We start from the raw sequence: 24,534 nt of genomic DNA, 5'->3' as shown, positions 1-24,534 counted from the left end.
AACCCTATGTCGACGCGGTAAACGCCTATGTCGCAACCCATTTGGTGCGAGCATACGAAACCGGTGATGGCGACGCCTCCTGCTGGTTCCGTACCGGCGCTCCCAGTGACGAACTGAACGGGGTGCTGCGACTCCGCGGCGATCTCCCCGGCGAGATCGAGCGATTGCGGGGTCTGCTGGATGGTGTCCCCGCGTCCTGGCATGTCTGGCGAGAGAGCGATCCCCCGGAGCTTCCTGAACTACTGGCGCGATACGGCCTCGCACGGTTCGAATCCGAGCCGCTCATGGTGTTCTCCGGCGGGGCAGCGCTCGGGCCGCCGGAATTCGCACGGATCGAGGAAGTCACCGACGAGACCGGCCTCGTGCAATGGGCGTCGCTGTGGTCGGGTACGCCTGGCGCGGAGGCTCTGGCGGCGGGTCTACGTCAAGGCCTGCAACTGGCATCGGTTCGCTACTTGGTGTGGCGTGAGCGCGGCGCGATCCTCGGCTGCGCCGCCGTCGTGACCAGCGCCGCCGGCGCGTCGATCGAGCACATCGTCACGCGAGCCGATCAGCGCGGACGAGGAATAGGCACCGCCCTCACCCGCCGCGCCCTCGACCTGGCGCTCGAATCCGGCACCGACCGCGTCGTGCTCACCGCTTCTCCCGATGGCGAGCAGATCTACCGCCGGCTCGGATTCGTCACCGTCGGGCACGTCGACCGGTACGCATAAAGACGACGTCATACCTTGCGCCACAACAGATCCCGACCGGCGGGCCAATCGCGCCCATGAGGTCGCTATCGTCATCGGAATGCCACACACCGCCGCAGACCCACCGGTCGCTATCGTGGATGAAAGGGCCACCCTCGAGTCGTAACTGGACCGACGCGGCCGAAATCGTGTCGGGAGAATGGCGTCGAACAGTGGCAGCAGACCTGAACGTGACTCGCACGCTGGTAATCCCGGCGTCCGAGCTGCGCGAGCGGTTCTCCCGTTCGTCCGGCCCAGGCGGCCAAAACGTCAACACCACCGACAGCCGCGTCGAACTCTCCTTCGACCTCGCCAATTCCCCCTCGATACCGGACCCGCTGCGCACCCGAATGCTCGACCGCCTCTCCACCCGCCTGATCAACGGCGTACTCACAATCGCCGCATCCGAGCACCGCACCCAACTCCAAAACCGCGCCGCCGCCCGTGATCGCCTCGCCGCCCTCCTCCGCGCCGCCGCTGCCGCCCCACCCCCCGACCGCCGCGCAACCAAACCTTCACGCGCGGCAAAGGAACGCCGCATAGCAGCCAAGAAGCGACGCGGCGTCACCAAACGCAACCGCCGCACCTCAGCCGACGACTAGGTCCTGTGACTATCCGACACCTATTCCACGCTTATCCGACGGCCTAGCCTCGATCCGGGGAGACCAACGCCGGAGCTCCCGTCCGATTACCAGGAATTACCGGCTCCAGCAAGCAGCTCGGGACGGATCGGCCCGGTGGCAAGTGAGGAAATAGCATGCACGGCTACGATTTACGATGGTTGTGGGTCACCATGGCCCTCGTCACCACATGCGGGCTACTGATGGCCGGATGTGTGGCCATGAACGTGATTGATCGACTGGACAAGGACCTGTCTACCGCCGAGGCACGCAGGCAGATGGAACGAAGCCACATCCACATACCCGAATCGTTCAGACTGATCAACATGCGGCGATTCGGCTGCCCCGCCCTGGCAGGTGCATGCGGTTATCGAGGGAGTTTTGTGGCGTCAGCAGAGAATTTCCCAGAGCTTCGAAACCCCTTCACCGATGCCACCCACCACCGCCCGTTGCAGAAAGTAACGTGCCCCGAGCTGCGGGAGCGCGTTGACTTCATGCCGACAGGCAAGAAGAGTGACGATGACTGGAACTTCGATTGCGCCGGTGCAATCGAATTATTCGCCAGCACTCCCTATGACACCCCTGCCGGCGTAACAGGCACTGTGCACAGCTATCCCGAAATCACGATCGCTCGCGACTCCCAGTTCGCCACGCTCTACTTCTATTCGAGCCCATCTTGAGTCAGACCTGGGCCAAGGGGCTGAATGGGATTCGCTGCGCGGCATGACGGCTCGGCATCGGTTCGGGTTCGTGGAAGTCAGCGAGGCTGCTTGCGCGCCTGCCGGAGCCAGTATCTCGCCTCGGAGCGTTCGCCTTTCTGTTTCAGCAGGAGCCCGAGGTTGTTCATGGCACCGGTGTTGCCGGCGGCCGCGCCTTGGCGGAACCATGATTCGGCCTCGCTCGTCCGATCTCGCTTCTGTAGGAGGACGCCGAGATTCGACATCGCGTCTGCGCGTCCGTGGCCTGCGGCTTTGCGGAGCCACTTCTCGGCCTCGTCCATCTCGTCCCGTTGGAACATCAGGACGCCGAGGTTGTACATCGCGCCGGGGCTGTCACGGGCTGCGGCCTCGCGAGTCCATAGCTCCCATTCGGCGATCTCGTCACGCTGCAATAGCAGGGCCGCAAGGGAATTCATCGACTCGGCGTGTTCGAGGGCCGCGCCTTTGCGCAACCACGACTCTGCTTCGGTCAGGTTTCCATGGTCGTGTAGCAGGTTCGCGAGACTGCGCATCGCGTCGGCTTGCCCGAGGGCGGCGGCCTTGCGCAACCACGATTCCTGTTCGCCCTCGTTTCGCGGATACAACAGGCGCGCGAGGTTGTACATCGCGTCGGCATGCCCGAGTGCAGCGGCTTTACGGAACCAGGTCTCCGCGTCGCCCCGCTCGCCGTGCCGAGCAAGCCGGAGCCCTAGGCTGTTCATCGCGTGGGCGTCGCCGTGTTGCGCGGCTTCGCGGTACTGCTCGTTATCCTCGTTCCGTTCCTCGGACAGGCTTCTGAGCGTGCGCATCGAGCCGGCATTACCGCCTTCCGCCGCCGTGCGAAACCACGTTTTCGCCTCGTCCGTCTCGCCGCGCTTATGCAGGACAGATCCGAGATTGTGCATCGCGTAAATGTCGTTTCGGGCCGCCGCCTCGCGGTACCACGTCTCGGCCTCCGCCGCCGCACCCTGCCCGTAAAGCAGAGTGGCGAGGGCGGTCATGGCGTCTCTGTTGTCGAGGGCAACAGCTCGGCGGAACCATGATTCCGCTTCGTCCGTCTTCCCCTGCGCCTGCCGCACGGCTCCGAACCGGACCATCGCGTCGGAGTCGCCGCGGGCTGCGGCTCGCTTGAACCGCCGAATCCGAACAGGCCCAACCTTATACGGATCCAATTACGCTCGCCTCCCCGAACTGCACTGCGCCACGATCCATTCCGGGTCAGCTGCAATACTCGCTTCGAACTATGAGCCCGCAGGCATCGAAAGACGGCTCGCCCGCGGATTCCATCGCCGAATCATAAGTCCAGCAAGCGATTCGCGCCGGGTAAAGTAGCCATCTGGTCGACCGGTGCCGGTCTATTATCGGCCGATCGATGGTCGTCAGCGCCACATGCGGCAGGCCAAGCGGGCCGTTCCTTGCGGTCAGTCCGGGGGTTCCTGCGCGCCTTCCTCGGTGCCGACGTCCTCGGCAACTTCTCGGCTAGCCATCCCACCGTCCTTCCCTTGGTCCGAGGGGCCTGGCCGGCCGCCCTTAGGTTCGTCGGTGTCGTTTTCGCGCCGCTCTTCTGGTCCACTCATGGCAGCTTCCTTCCGTGTGGTTCCCGATCAACAGCCGACTACCTCCGCAGGAGGCGGGCAAACGTCGAGCACGCGGCGGATCAGGGCGGAGGACCGCCCGAGGCTGCGGTTTGGTTGCCGACACGCGGGGAATGGCGGATCCGAAGGTTCCTTTCCTATTTGCCGCGGTGGAGGAGTTGCGATGTCCAGTGATGCGATCGTGCTGTTGCGTGAGGACCACAAGCAGATCCGGAAGCTGTTCCGGGATTTCGAGAAGGCGGGTGCGAGCGCGCACGCGGAGAAAGGGCGACTCGTCGACAAAATCATCGAACTGCTGACCGTGCACACCTATCTGGAGAACGAATGCATGTATCCGGCGGTGCGCAAGCTGCTGCCCGACTTGGAGGACGACATCCTCGAATCCTATGAGGAACACCATGTCGCCGATGTACTGGTGATGGAGCTGGCGGGGATGAAGCCGGAGGACGAGCGCTTCACAGCCAAGACGACCGTCCTGATCGAGAACGTCGACCATCACATCGAAGAGGAAGAGGGGGAGTGGTTCCCGAAGGTACGAGACCAGCTGGGGCGCAAGCAACTTCAGGAAATCGGTGAGCGGATGATCGAGTTGAGGAAGAAAGCGCCGCGGTCGCCGGCGCAGCCATCGGCGGTGAAGAAGGCCATCGACGCGGTGCGGGCCTGACCAGCCGGAGCCTTCTTGGCGAGTATCCGGTTAGTAGTCGTTTCCTCGCGGCTGGAGGGCCAGGGCTCGGTTCAGGCGGCGGATTCGGCGGTTCGATGCGGGTTTGCCGAAGGCGTAGATGAACGGCCATTGGGGCCCGGTGTATTCGGCAGGGATATAGCCCAAGCGTTGGAGTAGCCCTTTGCCGACGGGGAGGGCTGCGAAGAAGCCGCCGGCGATCGCCCATTGGGTGACGCCGTCGAAGACCAGTCCGCCGGCCGCGGTGATCGCCCCACCGGTAAAACCTATGACACTATCCGGTTTTGCTACCCAACTCCGTAGGGTGTTCTTCAATTCCGCGGTGTCGAGCTGTCGGCTCAGTTCTCGAAAGACCTTGTCATCCAGTAGGTCTGGGTTCTCGTAGGCAACGGATCGGCATAGTGACGAGAACCAGGAGATCAGCTGGTCGTGTGCATCGGAGCGGACGAAGCCGGAGATATGGTCGACTGTGCCGGAGGTTTCGAGGGTTCGCAGCAGTCTGCGCAGCTGGGTCGCGAGTTCGGCGTAGTTCGCGCGACGCTGTTGCGCTCGGCGAATCGATCCGCTTTCCGATTCTCCGGGGTGTACCTCGGACATCCATTTCAGGAACCGGCTGTCGCTCTGGGACAGGAAGAACGGTGCCTCGGCAGCTGAATCACAGTATGCCTCAGCATGATTGAAGGCTTGCTGGAACACGGCCTCGGCGACGCCTCGGGGATCAGAGGCCAGGCGGTGGGCGGTTTCCAATACGCCGTCCGGGATCGCGCCACCGCGGCGGGCTGCCCGAGTGACACTGCCGATCACTCGTGGATTCTCGGTCAAATACTCCTGCGCGCGTTCCTTGCCCTGCGCCGGGGGAACGATGCGCACCCGTTTGTCGATATCCGCCTTGTCCTTGTCCTCCTCGGCGATGCGGCGAATGACATCGTCCACGCCCCGAGTCCATTTGGCACCCGCCCAGTAGTGGTTGTCCCGGAATGCTGAGGACATGATCCAGCTTTCGCGGGCGTGAATGCGAAGGTCGCCACGGTTCATCAAATCCAGGAAGACCTTCGTCCCAACTGTGCACTCGGGGATGTTGAGGAGGACGGTCGACGGGGCCCAGAGAACCAAGGGCCTGCTTGCTGCGATCATGCGGTGCAGGTTGCCGTATCCAACCGGACCGTACTCGCTGATATGACAGAAGGTACGGAAGTCCGTGCTCGCCATACTCGTGTGCTCCGCTTGGCCCGACAGTTGCCCTCCATGGTGACATCGAACGAGCTACAGCGCAGGAGGTTCGCTGCCGGTCAGGTTCCCCTGAGGACGTTGAGGGGCTTCCTGGGCAGGGGTGCACCCTCCTTGTGCGCCTTGGTAAGTACCAAGGCGTCGCCGGTCGCCGCCCTGGTCACTGACCCACCGGCGATTGTCGACCTCGCTGGTAGGGTCTTAGGAACGGGAGGCGGGATGGGATCCAGTGCGCGACATGATGGTTCGGCGATGGCGATTTTCCGGCGTCGAATAGGGGCGTGGGTCCTCATAATGCTCGGGCTCGCAGTGATGTTCGGCATGCTGCTGGCCCCGGTGATCTTCGCTCTGAACAAGTTGCTGGATCTGGTAGCTGCCCACGCCACGTAGTGCGGTCAGGCCAACGGTCCGCTGCCATCGGGCAATTGCCTCAATCATGTTGTAGGTCAATACGGAACGACGAGCAGCGAGTTGCTGCCGACCGAGGGAAGCGACTATCGCGACCGGCGGCATGACAGTGCGGATTGGCGGAGCTAGGTTCGATATGTGGAACGTGAAGTTTTCGCCGAGCGATTCGCTAGTGCCGCAGCGGCGGCCGTGCGGTACGCGCGCGTTCAACTGATCGAGGATCTACCCGCACCGCTGACGTTCCGCGTTTGCCTGAATAGGTCTTATGACGGTATTCCCGCGCAACCGGGTGAGGTTCGATTTCCGGGCGACGGTTCCAGGGATCGCGCAAAAGCATTGCATCGCTGCGACTTCGAGACGGTGGTGGGCGAGTTGTGGCGGCAGGGCCGGGTGCCGCAGTGGATCGATCTTGCCGTGGTCGGTGTCTCGCGCTCGGCGACGATCGTGGAAGTCGCATGCTGCGGGCGGTTCACCGACGATGAGGATCAGCTGTACCACCTGCGCGGTGGCACGGCACCGTTTCATGCCGTGGGGCCTGTGCTGCCGCCTTTCCATGATGGCACCCGATTCAGCATTCACACACGCGGCGAATGCTGGGACCGTGACGACCTCGACATGCTCGTCGCCAACCCGGACCGGGTGTGGTCGTTACGAATCGAAACCGACGAGTTCGATCGCGAGATGCTGTCCGCTGTTCCCGACCTGCCCAATGTCGAGATCATCGAGCACGCGGCGTGCACCCTCGAAGACGACGCGCTGACAGCGTTCGCCCGCTTTCCGAAATTGCGGATCCTCCGGTTGTACCTGTCGAAGTCCGAGCGTTTCCACCTCGGTCACCGCCGTCTGGGTACGCTCACCGGCCTCGCGATCGCGAATCTGCCGAATCGACCATGGACGCACGATCTTCGCGACCTCGCCCCCGGCCTCACCAGCCTGGACCTGCATGGGCAGGACACGGTCCGGCTCGACGGCTCTTTCCCGAAATCCCTCCATCGCCTGACCCTCACCGCCCCTCGGATCAGCGCCGCCACCCTGTCACCACTTCAGGTCGAGCACCTCGACTTCCACCTTGCCGACAGCACAAGCCGCGCCATTACCTCGCTACTGCACGTGATCGCGCCGCTCGAGACGCTCGGCCTACGTGACACTCCCGTCACCGACTCGATCATGCAAAGTCTCGAGGGCTACCGGCTCAAAGGAATCGACCTGGTGCGCACCCAGGTCAGCGCCGCAGCATTGAACGACTACCGCGGCCGCCACCCCGAGACCGAGCTATACCCTCGACAGCCGATAGCGACAACGGAGTCGATTCAGACTGCCAGCCCATGGGACAGCGTGCGGATAGAGTTGACCAAACCTCACGACGACTTCGGTGAAGCCCGGTGAAATGCTCCGTGTATTCGACTGCCCGCCATATGGATTGGTGCGGCTGCACAAGCCGTAATACTCGATCGCCTGCGCTGGCCGGGGCAGCGGCTAAGTTCGAACTCACAAACCCCCGGCCAACGGTTGGCCTCCCACCGAGGCCATTTCAATAGTTCAGCAACGAAGTTGGCTATCGTCGATTATTCCCGCTGGCAGAAATGAACGCACGATGCAGGCTGAACCGGTCTGGATCCACGGGACAGCAGCGTCATCGACCGGCTGTGTCGCCGGGACGGCAACCTCGGATGCACCCGGCTCCGGCTCCAGAACGATTGCCGCGCCTGCCGCGCCGGTGCCGATGGTCAACGCCAATGCAGCTGCGATAACTACTCCAACTGTAAAACGCTTCATCACAACGCAATTCCCTCCTGTGTGGAAATATTCGGCCTCACAGAGGCACGCCCATCGTCCTACCCGCGTGACGCGACCCGAAACCGGGAAAGGCGCGTCTCTCATCCAGAGCGGAACGCTGAAACCGAGGTCGGAGATTCTGCGGGTGCCGTCCCTGAATTGGATTGCTGCTCAGGCGAAGAAGTCGAGCAGCAGCGACGCGAGCAGTTCGGGCTCGTGGAGCACTTCGTGATCGGCGCCGGTCAGGACTTCCCGTCGTGCGTTCGGGATGGCAGCGGCCAGAACTTGGTTCGCGGTCTGGATCCACGACAGCCGTCTTATGCCGGTTCCTGACCTATCTTGGACGCTTACCCGCTGTGCGGCAATGCTTTTCATATCAACATCGAGTGGAACCAGCTAAAGAGGTGCCGGTAACGATCGGTGCTCCTCGCGGGCGCGCCCACGTGTGATAATCGCGCATGGCCTCGATCAAGTCTCCGCTTGTCTTGCTCCACGGCGTCACCATGTCGGCCCGGGTGTGGGACGAGGTCATCCCGCTGCTCACTCCACGCCACGAGGTCTTCGGGCTGACCGCACTCGGACACCGGGGCGGCCCGCCGGTGCAGCGGCGCCCGGCCACCGTCGCCGACCTCGTCGACGCTGCCGAGGTCATGCTGGACGAGCTCGGGCTGCACCGGCCACACCTGGTAGGGAACTCGCTCGGCGGCTGGATGGCGATCGAACTCGCCCGGCGTGGCCGGGCGGCCAGTGTGTGCGCGTTGTCGCCGGCCGGGTTCTGGTCGGCGGGCACGCATGCGCAAACCGGGGGCGTCACGAAGTTGAGCAGGCTGGCCACGCTCAATCGACTCACCCGCACGGTGCAACCACTGGCCTTTCAACTGCCGCTGGTCCGCCGCTTGGGGATGCGTGACATCGCTTGCCACGCAGACCGTTTGACTCCGAGCGCAGCGTTGGAGTCCGCGCGCGACCTGCTCGACTGCGCGGTCACCGGTGATCTGCTGGCCACCGACGAGCAGATCGCTCCGCTGGACCCGCTGCCCTGCCCGGTCACCCTGGCGTGGTCGAGCCGCGACGCCATCCTGCCGCCGCAGATCAACGGCAAGATCGCCCGGGAACGCCTGCCCCGGGCAGACTTCGCGTTGCTCCCCGGCGTCGGTCACGTCCCCATGATCGACGACCCGGCCCTGGTAGCCCGAACAATTCTCGCCCGCACACGAGAGCACACCCCGAACGCCTGACGCCGATCCGTCCCCGCCGTCAGCTCCGTCCGCCCGCGGTGAGCTCCCCGCAGCGGGACGGCAGCTTCTGCGGCACATGCAAGTTGTGGCGACACCGATGTACTCGCGCATCGGCATTATCGTGCGTCGCCCTGGCTGAACCACGTTCTGCCCGTTGATCTTCCATGGTCCCGCGCTGGTTCTTCGAACCGCTCGGAAGGCGGCAGACGAATGCGTTTGCGGGCGCGAGACGTCTCGGGGGGACGAAGGATCTGAGCTCGCGTCCGCTCTCTCGGCGGGCGCTGGTCAGTGCTGCGGCAGCACCCGATAGACGATCTCCACCCCACCGCCGTCCAACGACCGCGAACTCTCGAATTCCAGACCGGTCCGTGGATCCAGCGAATCGGTCAGGCGCATGCCACCACCGACGAAGAACGGCAGCACAACCAGTTCGAGTTTGTCGAGAACCCCAAGGGCACGGTAGGTCTCGATCGTAGCGGGGCCACCGATGAGATGGACATCGCCGCCACGATTGGCCGCCCGGATCTTCTCCAGCAATCGCTGCGGATCATCGTCGACGATCACCTCCTCGGGCGTGCCTTCGGGTCGATGCGAGCCGAGAACGAAGACCTCCAAGTCCGGCCAGGGCCAGCGATCGGCGGTCAGCGCGGGTTCGAACGTGGTGCGCCCCATCAGAGCGGCTTCGCAGGTTGTCAGGAATTCGGCGATGCCGTGACTGCCAGGTCCGTGCACCGGATCGATGACCTGAGGTGGCCAGCCGTCCGGAGTCGTCACGTAGCCGTCAGCGCTCACGCACAGCCGGGCCAGGATTTGCACGAGTACACCCTTCCGTCGAGTTACAGCAGAGACGGCCCCCGCCGCCGAAATTCATCGGCCGACAGAAGATCCGGCCGGGATCGTCCACCGGACATGTACAGCGGCTTGTATCCCGAATTCGGCGTATGCGTGCACTCGTTGGCGGCGCCCACGGCCAACTCCGAAGCGCCCGGGTCGCGGCATTACCGGATGGTGTTCGGCTGGGCGATGCGGTGGGTGAAGGTGCCGTGGAATCCCCAGGGGATGTGGTGGTCGAGCCAGGCGGTGGCCAGTGGTCCGTGTTCGAGGTCGCGGGCGTCGAGGATCAGCAGTTGGGAGCGGTTTTCGGTGAGGTGGTGGTTGAGGGCGAGGAGCCAGCCGTCATCCTCGGCGGCATCGCCGGTGCGGGGGACGAACAGGGGTTCGCCAACCGAGCTCGCCCCCAGCTCGCAGCTGCTCACGGTGCCGGTGTGGTGCTCGACCTTGAGGATCGTGTTGAACAGCCCGGCGGGGCCGCCAGCACCCGCGAGGTAGCTGTAGCGGTGTTCGCGTGTGCCGCGGCGCCAGTCGTATTGGGGGAATTCGCCGGAGCGGTCGGTGAGCTCGCGTTCGATGACTGTGCCGCCCTTGGTGATTCGGTATTGCATCAGCCGGGAGTCCGGGAACTGGGGTGTGCCGGTGCCGGCGTGGTTGACCATTCCGGTCATGCGGCGGAATGCGTCCCATTCGGTGTCGAGGTGCACCAATTCGACCACGACGTCGTCGCCGTCGTCGTAGGCGTTGGTGACGTGTATGTGCAGCAGCGCCTCGTGTTCGACGATGCGTGGTCGGCCGCCGTTCTTGGGGACCAGCAGGAAGCGGGTTCCTTTGGCGCGCTGAAAGTCCAGTGAGTCGATGAACGAATGGGTGGCGAGTGCGATCTTGGGGATGTTGGGCAGGATCGGGTCCAGGACGAACACCAGATACCTTGCGGTGAGCGCGAAATCGTGGTTCCAGGGCAGATCGAGCATCGGGATCGTTGCGAGCCGGTGCAGTCGCCCGGCCGGGTCGACGCGGTAGGTACGGATGCGGGGTGTGGGCAGCAGGTCCAGGCCGAAGTTGTACATGTCGCCGGTGATCGGATCCCATTTCGGGTGCGCAGAGAACGCGCCCAGGAAGCCGAGTTTGCCGTCGAAATCGGTGGGGCCCAGGGTTTCCAGGGTGTCGGGGTCGATGCGGTGCGGGTTGCCCAACTCCCACAGCGCGAGCAGGCCGCCGTCGTAGTTGACGATGTTCGTATTGGCCACGTTCGCGGGCAGCCGCCCGATATTGGCGAGCGGCCCGCCTGGAATCTGACCGCCGACACCGCGATACCGGATCCGATCCGACTGCTGTCCGTGCCGGAAGTGGCGGGTGCGGACATACCGGTTGCGGAACCGCACCCCCGAGCCGTCGAGGACGAACTGCGAGATCATGCCGTCGCCGTCGAACACGTTGTGCAGCAACGAGCGACCGACTTGATGCTTGCCCGGCCCGATCCGGTACAGCGTGCCGCGTAGTTCCGGCGGCAGGTGCCCGTCGATCTGCTCGATCCGGTAGTCGTGCTCGTCGAGCAGGGGTGCGGTGACCTGTCGATAGGCGGCGATATCGGGGACAGAGGTGCTGGTCATCGCGGATTCTCCCTTGAATCGCTAATCTGATGACATCTGTCATCTGATGACGTATGTCCGCAAATGTAGGACTGCGCCTAGAGTGTTGTCAATGACGAACGAGGCCCTGCGCAGCTACGGCGGTGTCAGTGCCGTGGACCGTCGCGCCGAGCGCCGGTCCCGGTTGATCGCCGCGGCCCGCACCACTTGGGGCGAATCCGGGATCGCCGCGGTCACGGTGCGCGGAGTCTGCAAGAGCGCCGGACTCACCGACCGCTATTTCTACGAGCATTTCGCCAACCGTGAGGAGCTGCTCGCCGCCGTCGCCGACGAGGTTCGTGACCAATTGCTGGCCGTCCTCGTGGCAGCCGGCATCTCGAGCACCGGCCCCGCCGAAGCGCAACTGCGCGCCGCACTTCAGGCCTTCCTCGAAACCGTCGCGAGCGATCACCACATTCACCGCATCGTCTCGAGCGACCCCGGCGACATGCCCGCCCTGATCCAACGCCGCCACGACGTGCTCGACATGATCACCGACCTCGTCGTCGCGCACGCCCCGGCCGCATTGGGAACCACCCCCGACCCGGTACGGCTACGCCGCGCTGCCCTGTTCATCGCCGGCGGAGTCAATCAACTCATCGAAGGCTGGCTCACCAGCACCGTCGACATGCCCGCCGCGGACCTCGCCGCCGAGTGCGCCCGCATGTGCATCAACGTCATCGGCAATATCGAAGCCTGACAACCCGAAACCTCTCACGAACACACGAACGGTTCCTCGCCCCCGGCGCGCCCATCGGCAGATCAGTGCGTTCGCCGGCAGTCATCGCGGCCGTGCTGAACCCGAGCGGTTAGCGGCAGATAAGTGCGTTCGATGCCCCCATTCGACACGCGGTCGTGTAGTCCATCAGCGAACCGAGGTGTCACTAGGTTCGAGCCATGAAGGTGAGGATCCAGGCCGGAGACAAACCGATCACAGGCACCTATGAGATCCAGGGTGACGTGCACCAACTCGCAGCTGGTGATCACGTGATCGTCGAGTACGACAACACACTCGGCTATGCCGACGATGTGCACATCGAGCACGCCGCGCAGGGTGTCACCATCCACATTCCGTCGGCCGCTTGGAGGGTGTGGTCCTCGGATGGCGCAGAAATCTCTCCGTAAACACCCATCCTGCATTCGGCAGTGCAGGACGTTCGGGCGACCCCGGATCGGCGCGGCCGGTTGACCTTCCGCGTGCCACGCTGGCCGTTTCGACCCGCGCGGCTCGCGGCAGTTCCGGACGTTCTCACCGACCGCTACATCACGACGTACAGGCGCTACCTGTCCTCGGCTCCGTCCCGCTGAGCACGCTGGAAACCCTCCGCGATCCGCCGGAGGTACTCCCCGTACTCGGGTGAATCCAATTCGTAGCCTTGCTGGTTCCACCGATGAGCGCTCCACCGATCATCGATCTCGGCTTGATGGATTGCCCTGAGCACCTCCGGCCGGTAGATCAGAGCCACACGCCAATTGCCGAGGTATCGAGCCTGGATATGAGCTGTGACGTACCGGCGGCGGTGAGCAGTACCGACCACGGTCACCACCTCATGACCCTTACCCGCGAAACCGCCGATCACATGAAGCTTCGCCCCAGCCGGGAAGATCTTGTGGCTTCGCATGTCAGCGTTGGGCCCCGACTCCTTGTACGGATACGGCAACAATGACGCGACCACACACCACTCAGGTCCAACGGCATCGCTCACGGCATCAAGATATCGGCCCACCTGGTGAAACACGTGCATTGATCCCCAGCACCCGGCCACGCCCATCCGTCGTGAAGGCCCTTATAAGCGGCATGAGCGGATGTGACTGTCGGTGGCAGCAACCACTCCGCAGCGTGTTGGTCATCGAACGGCGGCGTTGTCAGGGTGAGTGCTTAGGCTCGGCAGCATGACGCAGAGGACGACAGTGACGGAATTGGTCGCGCTGGACGACGAAACTCGAGAGCACTTGGAGGCTCTTGTTCCCGCAATCGAGAAGCTGGCGGACTTCTACTGCGATGCGGGTCGGCCCATGCCCGGCAGCGCACTGGAGTCCGAATTAGAGGTGCTGACCACCCAGACGACCGTGGCAACCATCCCCGTCATCGGGTTGAACGCGCTCGACCACCTGCAAATGGCTGCCAGGGGTGTGCTGCGCGCACGTCAGATCTCGGCGTTCTCGACCTTCACCCTCGTTCGGTCGGCGATCACTGCCGCTGGACTCGGCGGGTGGATTCTCGCGGCCGAGACGGAGAAGGAACGGCAATCCCGGACCCTCTGTGTGGCGTATCACGAGGCGAAGAACAACCGAACCGCCGCCCGTGAACTGGTCAACGACCACGCCGAGCGGGATGCCACGCCGGAGAACGAGCACTACAACGCGCGCCGAGACTCCGCGCTCAACAAGATCAAACAGTTGAATGCCCAACTCGACGCGATCGTGGCTGACGCTGTCCGCATCGGGGTAGGCGACAGCCCGACCGCAGAGACGATAAAGAAGCACATAAAAGAGAAACCAACCGATACCGAGATCATCGGCGCTGCCGCTGCTCTCGTCGCGCCGCACGCGTACTACGCCGACTTCGGCGCCAAGAGCGAAATCGTGCTTCGATGGCGGACGATGAGCGCCCACGCCCACGGGTTGAGTTGGGCCGCGCGGATGTCGGTGGTCGAGGCGACGACCGGCGAGGGTCGTCAACTGTCTATCTGGAACCCGCAAGGTGTGGATCTGCTCCAGGGAATACAGGTCGCCTGGGATCTCGTGTACGGCATGACCGAAAGGTACATCGAACTAATGGGACGGCGTCCGGCGTCGCAAGACGACGTCAGCTGAGTCCGGCCCTTCTATTGGCCACGCGGTGGGGCGCTGCACTAGTCCGCGCCGACCCATCCGGAACTCGGCATGAGCGGATGGTTGAGATGTCATGTGGCGGAAGCCATATAGGCGGCGAGCATGGTGGTTACGAAGGTATGACCCAGCATGTGCGGGTGCGGATAGTCAGGCGGGCGCGATGGTGGGAGCGAATTTGCGCTCCCACGCTTCCCGGATCGCAACCGCGATCAAGATGACCAGCAGAGCGGTGAACGGCATGAGGACGAAGTTCCGGTGTCCACCCGGCAGAGCGGACCAGATCAGCAGCGCGGCGACAAACGGCACTGTGACAGTGACGATTCCGGCGATGAACCGTCGCACTACCACCGCTTCAGCGAGCGCCGACAGCACGAGCAGGCAAAACCCGATCAGTGAGGTCACACCCAGGTGCTCGAACCCATCCGACGGTAGGTAATCGGCGTATCGGCGGGGCATGTCGGTCAGCGGCGCATACGGGTCCCAGGGGAAGAAATCGGCCTCGCTGCTATCGAACCACGTGATGCCACGGTCGAGCATGGCCGCCACGATGAACACCCACCAGGACACATGACCTGAGATCTGGGCTGTCCGAAACCTCTGATAGCGGGTCATGGGTTGCAACTTAGATCAACGGCACAGCGCGCATGGTCAAGGAGCGCCGTGGTGCGCCGGATTCCGTCGACTGCCCGTGATTGAGCTGATCGATGGCAGCTACCCGTCGTGTCATCGGCATGATGATGCAGTCGGACCGGCCGGCCGCAGTCGGTCCGAACGACCTTGTAAGCGGCAATCCAGGACGTTCGGAGGTCCACCGTCGCCCCGTCCGATGTGGCATCAACACTGGTGCAGGACGTCAGGGTCGGTGTCGCTGGAACTTCGGATGCAGGACCGCGACGTCATGGATTCGGTCGAGGGCGGACAACGTCAGCCGACGGAAAATCAGCAAACAGAAGCCAGCGGCGAAGAGGCCGACGCTTGGTGCCACGGTTCCGGCGTGGAGAGAACTCGATCCGAATATCGGTATCACCAATCTGACGATTCCGATCCACGTGACCACCCAAGCTGCGAGACGAGCACAGCCAGCAAGTACCGACAGGACGGTCACGCGGCGGTGACAGCGGGCGCACTGCGGTATGCGCTCGGTCACGATGCGGTTAACCACGGGCCCTTCGACTCGGTACTCGTACTGTGAGCCCTCAGTGCGCGGCTTTCCGCAGAACCAGCACATCTCGAGCACATCAACCTCCGGTAGCCAGCCGAGTCGAGGGTGCCGCAGGTTGGGAGTTGGGTGGCCAAACACGTTGGTGCATCGACGATTCGGAAAATCCCCCCAAGGATAGTCCGGGCTCCTCGTTGCCGCCCGAATTGATTCCTCACCCTCATAGGGGATTTGCGTGGCGACGAGGTGCACGTTGGAGCATGAGTCGTACCGGATGCGCTGCTCCTCATCGATCAAGGCACCACCGGCGAAATCGTGTTCGCCGGCACATCTCGGCGGATCCCATTGTGAGCATCTCGGTGTGGACGTCCCGAGTACCTCGCCGGCAGTGGTTTTCACGTCCTCGCTATTGGCGCCTTCGCAGGGGACAGAAGCAACTACGGGCCTGCTGCCCAGGAAGATCGGCGGCACTCGCTCATCGGCATAAGCACGCACTGAAACGGCCCGAGTTCACCTCGGGCCGTAGATCTTCGGAGTCACTGCGGTGGCCGCCTTCATCAACGCGCCATGCGGCAATGTAGTGCGTTCGGGTGCTTCGGCCAGATGAATGCTGATGACCGTTTCAGAGGTTGCGGCTGCTGGTGCCGAGCGCGGAAGACTCGCCGGTGCTGAGACCGTTCCTGCTCGCGACCGCGCAGGACATTGTGGAGGACGACCTGGTCCGGGTCGAGGCGATCCGGGCGATCCCGCTGCTGGACTTCGCCGAGCCGGCCCTCGTCGACCAGTGCCGGAAGGCGCTGTTCCGACTCGTCCGAGAAGACGACGACTGGGACGTTGGCAACGTGTCTGCCGCGCTCAACCTATTCTTGCGCCGGTCCCTACGCTGACGGCCGGAAGCACTTCGAACCGGCCACTTTACGACGCAGTCCTACCCTGGCAGGAACACCGGCTGCCCTACGCGGAGCGCTCGGATGCCGTCGACGTGGGTTGTGGTGCAACCCGGATGGGAACCGGCCTTCATTCGCAAGGAATCTCAGCGCTGACCGATGGCCGCGGATCTCGTGCCATGAACGCACTACATTGCCGCGACGTTCATTCGATCGCGCTGTGCCGACCGTGGCGGGGCGAGGATTTCCGAGACCGGCGATAGTGCCATACGCCACCGCTGGCACCGGCGACGCTTCCGGCCAACGCCAGCCACAACCCCCACGTCGTGAACTCCTGCTCCCGCAACGGATCCTGCAACAGCAGCAGGGCCATTGCGAACAGCATCACCGCATCCACGGCCATCGCAATGCACACGGCTTCGCCCCGAGGTGCATGCCGAGTGCGGTCCCGTTCGAGAACACCTAACGTCACCCCCGCCAGCCCGAAACCGGCACCCGCGAGGGCATGTCCCAGCGACAAGAACAGCGCAACCGGCGGCGCATCGTCGGTCAGTACCCGGTCACCGGAATCCTCCACTGCGACAGTGGTTCCCCGCCACCGTTCGAGCACGACGATTCGACCGGCCGAAGGGTTTCTCACGATCGAATTGCCGCGCGGGAACGCGATGCGCTCACCCCCGTCGGCCGTGGTCACCAGCAGTTCGAACGTCGGCGATCGACCCGACGTAACGACGATCTCGCTGACCACAGCCGGGAGCTGCTGATGCGGCTCCAGCCGGTACGCAGTCACGTCGTGCCCTGCCTGGAGCGCACCCACGCCGCCAACCACGAAGACGACCCAGCCGAGCACCCCGAACACCGCCAGTGCCAAGAACTTCCAGCCAGCGCGCTTCCACCACCGGGGCATCCCCCGTGGCCGTTGCCGGTCGGCCTCGGCATCCGGTCCCGTCACGGCTCAGTCTGTGTAGACGGTGAACGCGCCGCCCCACCATGCGCAGCCGGCGGCGCTGGTCAGATCGCCGGTGAAGGACCGATCGAGAATCCTTTGCCGCAGTTCGTCGGTCAGGGCGGTAGTGGGCGTGACGGCGAGGTTGAGTCGCTCGAGGTTGGTGCCGGTCGGGGTGTCAGCCGGTGCCACGCAAGCGGCAGTCACGGTCAGTTCCCCACGAGGAACGCCGTCGACGACCGGACCCGCAGGTATGGCCACCAGGTTGAGGTGTACGTCCGCGGCGTTCTTGCCGCCGGTCACTCCAAGATGTTGTTCGGCTTGGGCGAGTGTCATGCCGTACAGGTCGTTCACCTGGACCTCGACCGATGGCCGGGAAGGGGTCGCACGAACAGCCTGCGGTGGCGAATCGGAGCCGGTCAGATGGATACCGGTCGCGGTGCAGATCGCGGCCACCACGACCACGATGGCGAGTGCCCAGCGCATCCGGCCGCTGCGAGTGGGATCCACCGATGCGGCGGTGTTCGAATCGTTTTCTCTCACAGCGGCTCCGGTCGTCCGAGTGCGGTGGGCAGCGGCGCGAAGAGGTCAAGGACGACAAGGTCACCGCGCCGGAGAATCCACCGGTCAATGAAGGCCCCGCGGCCAACGGCTGCGCCTCGTGCAACACCAACTCCCAGAACTGGTGTAACTGCCGTTGACCTCACCACCCAACCGTGACCGCATCGATGAAAGCTTCTCGCGACCAAGGTGATCGGGCCAGATTCGGCACCGTGTTCACGACGACGTCGATCAGCGAGGCTTCGGCGGTCCAGCCGTCGACGGTGGGTTTGGTGACCACGTGATCGGGGCTGCGTACCAACTCCGCCGACGCGGTCGCGCAACCGAAATAGCCAACGGTCAGCAAACTACCAGTGAGAGCGAAAGATCTGAACATAAATGTGCATCCACCCCGAATGTTGTGATCGAATCTAACCTTCAACCACCTCAGAACAACAAACAACTTCCATCATCGCAACTTTTCAGCAACCAATGTGTTCGGGGCCACAACGCCATTTGCGTTCATCGGCAATTCAGTACGTTCGGCCCGGCCGAGATTGCCTCGGCGCGTTGATCTTCGGCGCTGCCGCGTGGCCGGTTCGCACCGCGCGCCACGCGGCGTGAGGGTACGTCACGGGCTCGCGACGGCCTGGTGACCAATTGCCTGGGCTCACGTCTAGGCTCTCGTCGAGCAGCAAGATCGCGCAGTCTCGGAGGTACCGTTGCCAGAGCCCGTCATCACTGAATCGGCGTATTCACCTGCGCGGATGTCGGCCGGACATGCGTTGATGTCGTTGGCTGTCACACTGGCCCCGGACGAGGACTGGGCATTTTCGTTGGTCTCTCTGGTATCGGACGCTCTCAAGTTCCCCGAGCAGCTGCGCCGGGATTTTCCGGACTGGCTGGATGTGCCTTCCTGGTCCCCGCACGAACTGGCCCGTGAAGCCGTCCTGGTGGGACTCACCGGCGAACTGTGGGGCTTGGATCCGCTGGTGGTCGGATTCGACTGGCGTGCCAGCGCGCAACAGATCCATCGACGCCTGCGACATCTTGCCCTGTCTCCGTTGGCATCCTGGGAGCCGGAACTCACCGAGGATTTCGTAGAACCCGACCCTGATGCTGCTGCCCTGTATCTGAGCGAGGCCGCGCGCCGAAGCAGGGCGGCAGGATTGGCGTTGTACTCCATCGACATCGGTGACTCGTCCACTTTGGGGTTTGTCCGCGTTGAACGGGCCGATCTACTCATCGTCGACGCGGCGCGGGCTGGATACACCAGAGCAGTCGGCCAGGTGTTTCGGCTGGTCGACCGAAATTAAGATCCGACCTCGTGCGCACTGGAATCGGCATGTGCGTGCACTCGCAGGCCGAGCCCGCGCCGGTTCCGGATGCCCGGGTCGTGGCAGATCAGTACGTTCCCGTGACCGCGCGACTCGACCAATTCGTTCTGGTTGCCGAACCGTTTGCCAAGGCCCGCAATGCCTGTCACGATCTGCTCTCATGATCGCAAGAATCGAGTTCTCCACCGCGCGATGAGCGTGCCCACCGGCTCGGCCCAGCCCAGCCGCAGAACCACCTTCTACAACCATGCGCGTGCTCTTGCCCGCAGGTACCCGGACATTCCACTGCCTCGTGCGGGCCGACCATATCCGGACGCCGACCGCCGGGACCGCTGCCGCGGGAGTGACGACGAATCCGATTTCCGGGGCATCCGCACGAGCCGACTCATCGATGAATACTTCAGCGCCCCAACCCGACACCGCGACATCGCAAAGCTCTACCGCGAGGTCATCGAGTACGACATCGAGAGTGCGTTGTGGCCATCAGTGCGAGAGGCCATCAGTCGCGCGGACCCCGGCCAGGCCCGTGAGCTCGGCCGTCATCTCACCCTCACCAGCACCGATCAGAACCCGACCGTGCTCGGCATGGCGTTGCTCGCCGTCGCCGGGACCGAACAAGACGTCCGGCTGATCCAGACGATCGGATTGTTGTCCAACACCTTTGGGCTGCTCGCCGCCCAGGCTCTTGCCCGGCTTCCCGATGCCACGACGAACCTCATCTGGCTCGCTGACCGCACTGCGGGCTGGGGCCGGGTGTACCTGGTCTATGCCCTCTGCGAGCTAGGTGACCCCGCAGCCGAGCCTTGGCTACTGCGCAAAGCGTGCAACGGTGACGACCTCACCGGCGAATTCGCCTACAAGGTCTCCTGTGCCGCACCGGTCCACACAGCCATAGCAGCACCAGACGCCGACGAGACGCTCATCGACCACACCGGAGAGCTGATGTCCACCATGGCCTGGTGTGACGGCATGGGAGGCACCCTGTGGGACTACGGGCAGGCCGAACAGGTTCTCACGGACTATCTTTCACACGTACGCGGACTCGCTCCGAGCTCGGATCGGTATCGCTGGGCGTGGGCCCTCGCTTGCTTTCTGGACGGTCGCCCCAACGTGACTGCGCCGGACTGGGCAACCTTGGCAGCATTGCGAGTCGGCTACTGGTCCCTGCTGAACACACCGTCGTGGCATTGCATCCCGGTCTCAGCAGCCAACAGCGACAACGAACGAACCCGCGAATGGGCGAACCGCGTCCTCGACGTGCTCGGTCGACGTGGTGCGGAGCGCGGCGAATGACTACGCCGCAACCGCACCGTCGCCTTCGTTGTGTCGGTCCGCCTAATGTGGCGAGAACAGGCAGTAGCGTGGGCTCGGTCGGCATCGGATCCGCGTTCGCAAGCACGGACTACCTCAGCGGACGGGCTCCACGACCATGGGCACGATCGGGGTACCGGCGGAATCGAACAAGTCGTGCCCGCACGAGTCGCACTCGCCCTCCGCAGGTTTCACTTCCGTGGCGGGAAGCTGCCACACGTTCATGCCACCGCACGGACAGTCGATGATGTAGAGCAACTCGGGAGAAGGCTGATTCACACCCCACGCCAGACTGGAGGCCGTCGTGCGGCGCATGACGCCAACGCGGTAGGTGTCGTCGCCGGAGCGGAGTTCGCCGAGCGCCAACCCTGCACTCGCCAGGGCTTCATCCACTGCGCGCAGAATCGCCGGCACGTGTTCACCACGTTCGAGGTCGGCCCCGGCCGCTTGCTGAGCCGCGGATTCGACGGCAGCGACAACCGTGCGGTCCTTCCCGAAGGCCGTCACCCGACCCGCCACGAATTGCGCTATCTGTCCGGTCCGTTCCTCGCCGGACCAGTCGACCGGCAACAGAATCCCCTCCTGGATCAAGGAATTCACCACCTCGTCCACATCAAGCGGGAACCCCTGCTCAGACGCCGCCAGAAAATACGCCAAGTCGCTCACGCCGCCAGCATACGAACGGGGATCCGATAGATACGCAATCCCCGGTTGCTCGGACCGCTTTCGCCTACGGTCAGGCGGGTCTGGGTCATGTCGTGGGTCCGCGACGAATTGACGATAGCCACCACCGCTGTCAGCATGACAATCGTTGTCGCACTACGGGGCTCATCGACCAACTAGTCATCGACCAACCGGTTCGATCAGCGGCCACAGCAGGACTTCCTCGCCCAGCCGCTCGACGATCCCTCGGGCCCGCCCATCGGCAGTCGAGGACGTTCCCGTTGGATTCGTTTCGGTGCAGGGACCTGCCCGTGCTGCCAGCTGCGAATTACTCTCTCTGCCATGGATGTCGAGGAGGCATACATCCAGCGAGTGATCTTGATGCAGGATGGGGCCGTGACCACCCCGCACCCGCAATCGCCGATTGTCGATGTCTACGCGCTGCTGAACGGCGCGTTCGATTTGCGGTCGTATTCGCGCCGATACCTGGTATTGAGCACGAAGGCGCCGCTCCAGCAGAAGTTCATTCCGACCATGGCCGACTTCGATCAGGCGTTCTTCGGGCCGATCGTGGCCATGACCGACGCCATCGAATGGTTGGAGGGTCAGGGCTGGAGTCTTGTGAGCATGCTGGATCGCGACAAGGAGCAGAACAACTTCGCGTACACGCTGGCGTTCATGCGACGCGATCAGCTCTGATCGACAGTGCGATCCCGGGGTGAGGGCCGATGCTCGAGATCCGGCGGTCGGTTCCCTGCGTCGATGGGTTGAACGAACACGCTTGGTTAGAAGTGGAAAAACCCCGCGACGCCGTAACCAAGTTTGCATGCCCAGCCGCCCGTTCCCGCTGCCGTAAACCGACCGAGCCTCGTAATTGAACTCAAGGCACCGGATCAGCACGGCCGTTGAGCGTCGCCCCGCCCGCGCCGGCCGGTTCCGTCAGCGCGCCAAGAGCTCGTCGAGATCCCAACGCTGGAGGCTCATCACGAGCGCAGGCAGGGGCCTTCCGCGTATCTAGCGAGTCATTTCCATTGGCAGGCGTACTTGCCGCAGTTGCCATCGGTGCCGTTCGGTCGCATGTCCGTACCCGGCGCTTCAGCGTTCGGATTGTGGGATTCAGGGGCGGGCAACGTGGTCGGCTCGCACCCGATCGCCTGGCATTGCACGACGGGCGCGGCGCCGGCGGCACCCGCCCCTGCGGTGAGCGCCCCCGCGACTACGACAAGCGCTGCCAGCCTTGAGACTTTGCCAACAAGCATGTCGATACCTCTCAGTAGCCGTAGGTGAACAGTCGCCAGTAGGTGTATCCGGCCTTGTCGACGCCCTCGACGCAGTTCCATGTGCGGATGGTCGAGTCGTTGGATTTCATCGTGGATCCGGTGATGTTGCATTCGGCGAGCGAGTAGAAGTCGCCCCAGGAATCGGTGGGCACGGAGTTGCCGCCGCCGAACGATCCGGTGCCCGGCGCGGCCGAGGCGATCGCAGCGGGGATCGAGATAAGTGCCGCAGCGGTGAGGATAGTCGGAACTGCTCGTTTGATCATGTCTATGGACACAACACGACCCGTTATGACCGATTCGTGAACTGCCCACGGGTAGGCCCCCTGCGTGCAGGTACGTACGGGTGTCGACTCGCGTAATCGCTTGACGCAATTCGGCATTTCAAGTGCGTTGGTCTCTTCCGGCCGACGAGCAGAGAGGCGTCAAGGCCCAGCTGAACAGCACTGTGGGCGACCCTGAACACGGCTTCGAACATCGACAGCCGCTCGCCGGATCGCGTAGCGCACTCGGTCTCGAATATCGGTCCTCGTATCACTCGCAGGCGTGAATCCACTCGACAGCACAACGGAACCCGCCCGGTGGTGTGATCGCCCGCCGAGCCGGTACGGTCGCGCCATGAGATCAGTGGGGGATGACGATGCCGCAATAGTGCGGCGGCGACGAATGGTGCTGTGGGTGGTGGCGTTTGGTGTGCTTTTCGAATTGCTTCTGGTAGCAGTGTTGGTGGTGTGCGGCGCGTTGTTGGTTTCACTGGGCGGGCTCGTGCTCGGTGCGCTGGCGTTCGCGGGCGCGGCGGCTCTGGGTCTGAATGTGGTCGTAATCGTGCGCCGTGCTCGTCGACGGCTCCGCACTATGGGGTGAGCGGCCCCAGTTGTGGCAAGATCAACCGCCACATCGCCCGGGGGATACCGGCGGCAGGAGTTCAACGGGGTGGGGCATGTCCAGGGTCATCGATCGGATCGCGCTCTCCCTGGTGCTGATCGGAATATGTGTGGCGGGAAGTGGTTGCGGCCGAGGCGATTCCGAAGACAACTCCTACACCGGATATGTTTCACCGCCGACGTGCGGCGAGCTCGAACCCCTGATCGCCTCCACTCTGCGTGAGATCGTCGCCGCCGATCTGTACCAGGCCAACAAGTCGTTGACGCTCACGGATGCCGAGTCCCGAGACGGTTTTCGCAATGTCGGGTGCCGGATCGTGTTCGAGGACCCGATGCCGCGCGGGCCCGGTGTGCCGGCCGCCGGGGCGCTCTCGCGCACCATCGATATCAACGTCGCGATCCACCGCCCTTTCCGCACCATCACCCCGACCTTGAAGCCCGGTGCGCCAGCGTCAGAGGTGGATGACACCGCGCCGCTGCTCGGCGTGGGCGATGAGGCGGTCAGTTGGGCCGGGACCGGGTTCTTGGACGCTGATCGGGCCGGAGCCAGTGCCAGAATCGCCAACCTCCAGATCGACATCCGTACCGCCGGTGTGGACTGGACCGGCGGCAACCAGGTGCCGGTGCTGCATTCGCGCTATCTGCAAGCCGACCTGCGATCGAGCGCGCAAGCATTGGTGACCGTCCTGGCTGCCGAACTCCCGAACATCATGCCCCGCACCGAGTTCGGCTGGAAGCTGCCACCGGACACCCGCGCGCCGGGCGCCCCCGCGGTCGATACGCCGATCACGGTGTGGGATCCCTGCACCATCTCCGACGAGGCGATCGCGCAGGCCGGACTGGACCCGGCCGCCAAGCGCCACGAGGGCTTCAGCACTCTGGAATCGTACAAGAGTTGCATGTGGAGCCAGGACGGCTACAACTTCACGATCAGTGCCGGTGAGAGCAGTTTCCAGCGCGCCTACTACTACCCGGGCTTTCATGAAACCTTCACCCCGATCAACGTGGCGGGCCGCCGATCGATGAGCCTGCCGCAGGTCACCTCGCCGGAGCACTCCTGCAACCTGGTGTTCGATACACCTTTCGGTGAGCGATCCGCGGCCCTGGTCGGCGCGGTGGAGATGGAGGTGGGTAGTTGGGACCGCCGCTACCAAACCCGAGAGCAGTTGTGCGACATACTTCTTCGTATCGCGCGTCCCCTCGCACCCCAACTGCCGCCGCAGCGATCTCTCGGATAGGGACGGCGGCCCGCCGGTCC

General features: G+C 63.9%; 28 protein-coding genes. 17 read left to right on the top strand and 11 right to left on the bottom strand.

Features of this window, described 5'->3' with window-relative positions:
- Positions 1 to 44: 44 nt before the first annotated feature.
- The 3 genes from NI1_RS23705 to NI1_RS23695 all read left to right on the top strand — a co-directional run bounded on the left by NI1_RS23705 (position 45) and on the right by NI1_RS23695 (position 2,031).
- Complete coding sequence (locus NI1_RS23705) at positions 45 to 713, top strand: GNAT family N-acetyltransferase (protein ID WP_169815622.1); 669 nt, start codon at positions 45 to 47, stop codon at positions 711 to 713.
- Between the two features lie 191 nt (positions 714 to 904).
- Positions 905 to 1,333: an alternative ribosome rescue aminoacyl-tRNA hydrolase ArfB gene (gene arfB, locus NI1_RS23700; protein WP_067824773.1), complete on the top strand. Its 429-nt coding sequence runs from the start codon at positions 905 to 907 to the stop codon at positions 1,331 to 1,333.
- A gap of 155 nt (positions 1,334 to 1,488) precedes the next feature.
- On the top strand, positions 1,489 to 2,031 hold the full coding sequence (locus NI1_RS23695; protein ID WP_067824771.1) for a hypothetical protein: 543 nt from the start codon (positions 1,489 to 1,491) through the stop codon (positions 2,029 to 2,031).
- A gap of 77 nt (positions 2,032 to 2,108) precedes the next feature.
- Here NI1_RS23695 and NI1_RS23690 read toward each other — a convergent pair whose 3' ends face one another.
- Positions 2,109 to 3,146, bottom strand: coding sequence for a tetratricopeptide repeat protein (locus tag NI1_RS23690; protein WP_067824769.1), 1,038 nt, complete (start codon positions 3,144 to 3,146; stop codon positions 2,109 to 2,111).
- Between the two features lie 661 nt (positions 3,147 to 3,807).
- Here NI1_RS23690 and NI1_RS23685 point away from each other — a divergent pair.
- Positions 3,808 to 4,308: a hemerythrin domain-containing protein gene (locus tag NI1_RS23685; RefSeq protein ID WP_067824767.1), complete on the top strand. Its 501-nt coding sequence runs from the start codon at positions 3,808 to 3,810 to the stop codon at positions 4,306 to 4,308.
- A gap of 30 nt (positions 4,309 to 4,338) precedes the next feature.
- On the opposite strand, the gene NI1_RS23680 is transcribed toward NI1_RS23685, so the two are convergent.
- A complete protein-coding gene (locus NI1_RS23680) occupies positions 4,339 to 5,535 on the bottom strand; it encodes a hypothetical protein (protein ID WP_157535295.1) in 1,197 nt (398 codons plus the stop codon).
- A 564-nt stretch (positions 5,536 to 6,099) separates the two neighbouring features.
- Here NI1_RS23680 and NI1_RS23675 point away from each other — a divergent pair.
- Entirely contained in the window at positions 6,100 to 7,347 is a 1,248-nt protein-coding gene (locus NI1_RS23675; RefSeq protein WP_157535294.1) for a hypothetical protein, read from the top strand.
- A gap of 561 nt (positions 7,348 to 7,908) precedes the next feature.
- Here the strand turns inward: NI1_RS23675 and NI1_RS23670 are convergent.
- Complete coding sequence (locus tag NI1_RS23670) at positions 7,909 to 8,112, bottom strand: hypothetical protein (protein ID WP_067824760.1); 204 nt, start codon at positions 8,110 to 8,112, stop codon at positions 7,909 to 7,911.
- Positions 8,113 to 8,195: 83 nt separating this feature from the next.
- Between NI1_RS23670 and NI1_RS23665 the strand changes: the two genes are divergently transcribed.
- Entirely contained in the window at positions 8,196 to 8,975 is a 780-nt protein-coding gene (locus tag NI1_RS23665) for an alpha/beta fold hydrolase (protein ID WP_067824758.1), read from the top strand.
- 285 nt (positions 8,976 to 9,260) lie between these two features.
- Here NI1_RS23665 and NI1_RS23660 read toward each other — a convergent pair whose 3' ends face one another.
- Both NI1_RS23660 and NI1_RS23655 read right to left on the bottom strand, forming a co-directional pair.
- Positions 9,261 to 9,791, bottom strand: a complete 531-nt coding sequence (locus tag NI1_RS23660) for a dihydrofolate reductase family protein (protein ID WP_067824756.1) — start codon at positions 9,789 to 9,791, stop codon at positions 9,261 to 9,263.
- Between the two features lie 182 nt (positions 9,792 to 9,973).
- Positions 9,974 to 11,419 carry a carotenoid oxygenase family protein gene (locus NI1_RS23655; RefSeq protein WP_067824754.1) on the bottom strand — a complete coding sequence of 482 codons (1,446 nt, stop codon included), beginning with the start codon at positions 11,417 to 11,419 and terminating at the stop codon, positions 9,974 to 9,976.
- A gap of 91 nt (positions 11,420 to 11,510) precedes the next feature.
- Between NI1_RS23655 and NI1_RS23650 the strand changes: the two genes are divergently transcribed.
- From NI1_RS23650 to NI1_RS23635, 3 genes are all read left to right on the top strand, one after another.
- Positions 11,511 to 12,137 (top strand): TetR/AcrR family transcriptional regulator, encoded by a 627-nt coding sequence (locus NI1_RS23650; RefSeq protein ID WP_067824753.1) that lies wholly within the window; start codon positions 11,511 to 11,513, stop codon positions 12,135 to 12,137.
- A 197-nt stretch (positions 12,138 to 12,334) separates the two neighbouring features.
- Positions 12,335 to 12,562 (top strand): hypothetical protein, encoded by a 228-nt coding sequence (locus NI1_RS23645; RefSeq protein WP_067824751.1) that lies wholly within the window; start codon positions 12,335 to 12,337, stop codon positions 12,560 to 12,562.
- 768 nt (positions 12,563 to 13,330) lie between these two features.
- On the top strand, positions 13,331 to 14,254 hold the full coding sequence (locus tag NI1_RS23635) for a hypothetical protein (protein WP_157535293.1): 924 nt from the start codon (positions 13,331 to 13,333) through the stop codon (positions 14,252 to 14,254).
- A 165-nt stretch (positions 14,255 to 14,419) separates the two neighbouring features.
- Here the strand turns inward: NI1_RS23635 and NI1_RS23630 are convergent, their stop codons facing one another.
- Positions 14,420 to 14,884 (bottom strand): hypothetical protein, encoded by a 465-nt coding sequence (locus tag NI1_RS23630; RefSeq protein ID WP_157535292.1) that lies wholly within the window; start codon positions 14,882 to 14,884, stop codon positions 14,420 to 14,422.
- Positions 14,885 to 15,134: 250 nt separating this feature from the next.
- Here NI1_RS23630 and NI1_RS38120 point away from each other — a divergent pair, with 250 nt between their 5' ends.
- Together NI1_RS38120 and NI1_RS23625 are read left to right on the top strand one after the other, a co-directional pair.
- Positions 15,135 to 15,464: a hypothetical protein gene (locus tag NI1_RS38120; protein WP_157535291.1), complete on the top strand. Its 330-nt coding sequence runs from the start codon at positions 15,135 to 15,137 to the stop codon at positions 15,462 to 15,464.
- A gap of 596 nt (positions 15,465 to 16,060) precedes the next feature.
- Positions 16,061 to 16,318 carry a hypothetical protein gene (locus NI1_RS23625; RefSeq protein ID WP_067824744.1) on the top strand — a complete coding sequence of 86 codons (258 nt, stop codon included), beginning with the start codon at positions 16,061 to 16,063 and terminating at the stop codon, positions 16,316 to 16,318.
- 205 nt (positions 16,319 to 16,523) lie between these two features.
- Here NI1_RS23625 and NI1_RS23620 read toward each other — a convergent pair whose 3' ends face one another.
- The 3 genes from NI1_RS23620 to NI1_RS23610 all read right to left on the bottom strand — a co-directional run bounded on the left by NI1_RS23620 (position 16,524) and on the right by NI1_RS23610 (position 18,171).
- The gene (locus NI1_RS23620) at positions 16,524 to 17,270 is read right to left on the bottom strand and encodes a hypothetical protein (protein WP_157535290.1); all 747 of its coding nucleotides are present in this window, start codon (positions 17,268 to 17,270) and stop codon (positions 16,524 to 16,526) included.
- Between the two features lie 3 nt (positions 17,271 to 17,273).
- The gene (locus tag NI1_RS23615; protein ID WP_157535289.1) at positions 17,274 to 17,807 is read right to left on the bottom strand and encodes a hypothetical protein; all 534 of its coding nucleotides are present in this window, start codon (positions 17,805 to 17,807) and stop codon (positions 17,274 to 17,276) included.
- A gap of 160 nt (positions 17,808 to 17,967) precedes the next feature.
- Positions 17,968 to 18,171 (bottom strand): hypothetical protein, encoded by a 204-nt coding sequence (locus tag NI1_RS23610; protein WP_067824739.1) that lies wholly within the window; start codon positions 18,169 to 18,171, stop codon positions 17,968 to 17,970.
- A 355-nt stretch (positions 18,172 to 18,526) separates the two neighbouring features.
- On the opposite strand from NI1_RS23610, the gene NI1_RS23605 reads away from it, so the two are divergent.
- Genes NI1_RS23605 through NI1_RS23600 form a run of 3 tightly spaced genes read left to right on the top strand, consistent with a single transcriptional unit; the run spans position 18,527 to position 20,434 of the window.
- Positions 18,527 to 19,120 carry a DUF6630 family protein gene (locus tag NI1_RS23605; protein ID WP_157535288.1) on the top strand — a complete coding sequence of 198 codons (594 nt, stop codon included), beginning with the start codon at positions 18,527 to 18,529 and terminating at the stop codon, positions 19,118 to 19,120.
- An 11-nt stretch (positions 19,121 to 19,131) separates the two neighbouring features.
- Positions 19,132 to 19,305: a hypothetical protein gene (locus NI1_RS38115; RefSeq protein WP_157535287.1), complete on the top strand. Its 174-nt coding sequence runs from the start codon at positions 19,132 to 19,134 to the stop codon at positions 19,303 to 19,305.
- Positions 19,306 to 19,333: 28 nt separating this feature from the next.
- Positions 19,334 to 20,434, top strand: coding sequence for a hypothetical protein (locus NI1_RS23600; protein WP_067824735.1), 1,101 nt, complete (start codon positions 19,334 to 19,336; stop codon positions 20,432 to 20,434).
- A gap of 114 nt (positions 20,435 to 20,548) precedes the next feature.
- Here NI1_RS23600 and NI1_RS23595 read toward each other — a convergent pair whose 3' ends face one another.
- The gene (locus NI1_RS23595) at positions 20,549 to 21,118 is read right to left on the bottom strand and encodes a DUF6630 family protein (RefSeq protein WP_067824733.1); all 570 of its coding nucleotides are present in this window, start codon (positions 21,116 to 21,118) and stop codon (positions 20,549 to 20,551) included.
- 339 nt (positions 21,119 to 21,457) lie between these two features.
- Between NI1_RS23595 and NI1_RS23590 the strand changes: the two genes are divergently transcribed.
- Positions 21,458 to 21,814 carry a hypothetical protein gene (locus tag NI1_RS23590; protein ID WP_067824731.1) on the top strand — a complete coding sequence of 119 codons (357 nt, stop codon included), beginning with the start codon at positions 21,458 to 21,460 and terminating at the stop codon, positions 21,812 to 21,814.
- A gap of 571 nt (positions 21,815 to 22,385) precedes the next feature.
- Here NI1_RS23590 and NI1_RS23585 read toward each other — a convergent pair.
- The gene (locus NI1_RS23585; RefSeq protein ID WP_067824729.1) at positions 22,386 to 22,658 is read right to left on the bottom strand and encodes a hypothetical protein; all 273 of its coding nucleotides are present in this window, start codon (positions 22,656 to 22,658) and stop codon (positions 22,386 to 22,388) included.
- A 400-nt stretch (positions 22,659 to 23,058) separates the two neighbouring features.
- Here NI1_RS23585 and NI1_RS23580 point away from each other — a divergent pair, with 400 nt between their 5' ends.
- Positions 23,059 to 23,256, top strand: coding sequence for a hypothetical protein (locus NI1_RS23580; RefSeq protein ID WP_157535286.1), 198 nt, complete (start codon positions 23,059 to 23,061; stop codon positions 23,254 to 23,256).
- 76 nt (positions 23,257 to 23,332) lie between these two features.
- Positions 23,333 to 24,514: a DUF3558 family protein gene (locus tag NI1_RS23575; protein WP_067824725.1), complete on the top strand. Its 1,182-nt coding sequence runs from the start codon at positions 23,333 to 23,335 to the stop codon at positions 24,512 to 24,514.
- Positions 24,515 to 24,534: the final 20 nt, after the last annotated feature.

The sequence above is a fragment of the Nocardia inohanensis NBRC 100128 genome (assembly GCF_001612945.1).
In the GTDB taxonomy this organism is placed as follows: domain Bacteria; phylum Actinomycetota; class Actinomycetes; order Mycobacteriales; family Mycobacteriaceae; genus Nocardia; species Nocardia inohanensis.
This window is presented reverse-complemented; position numbering and strand designations above follow the sequence as displayed.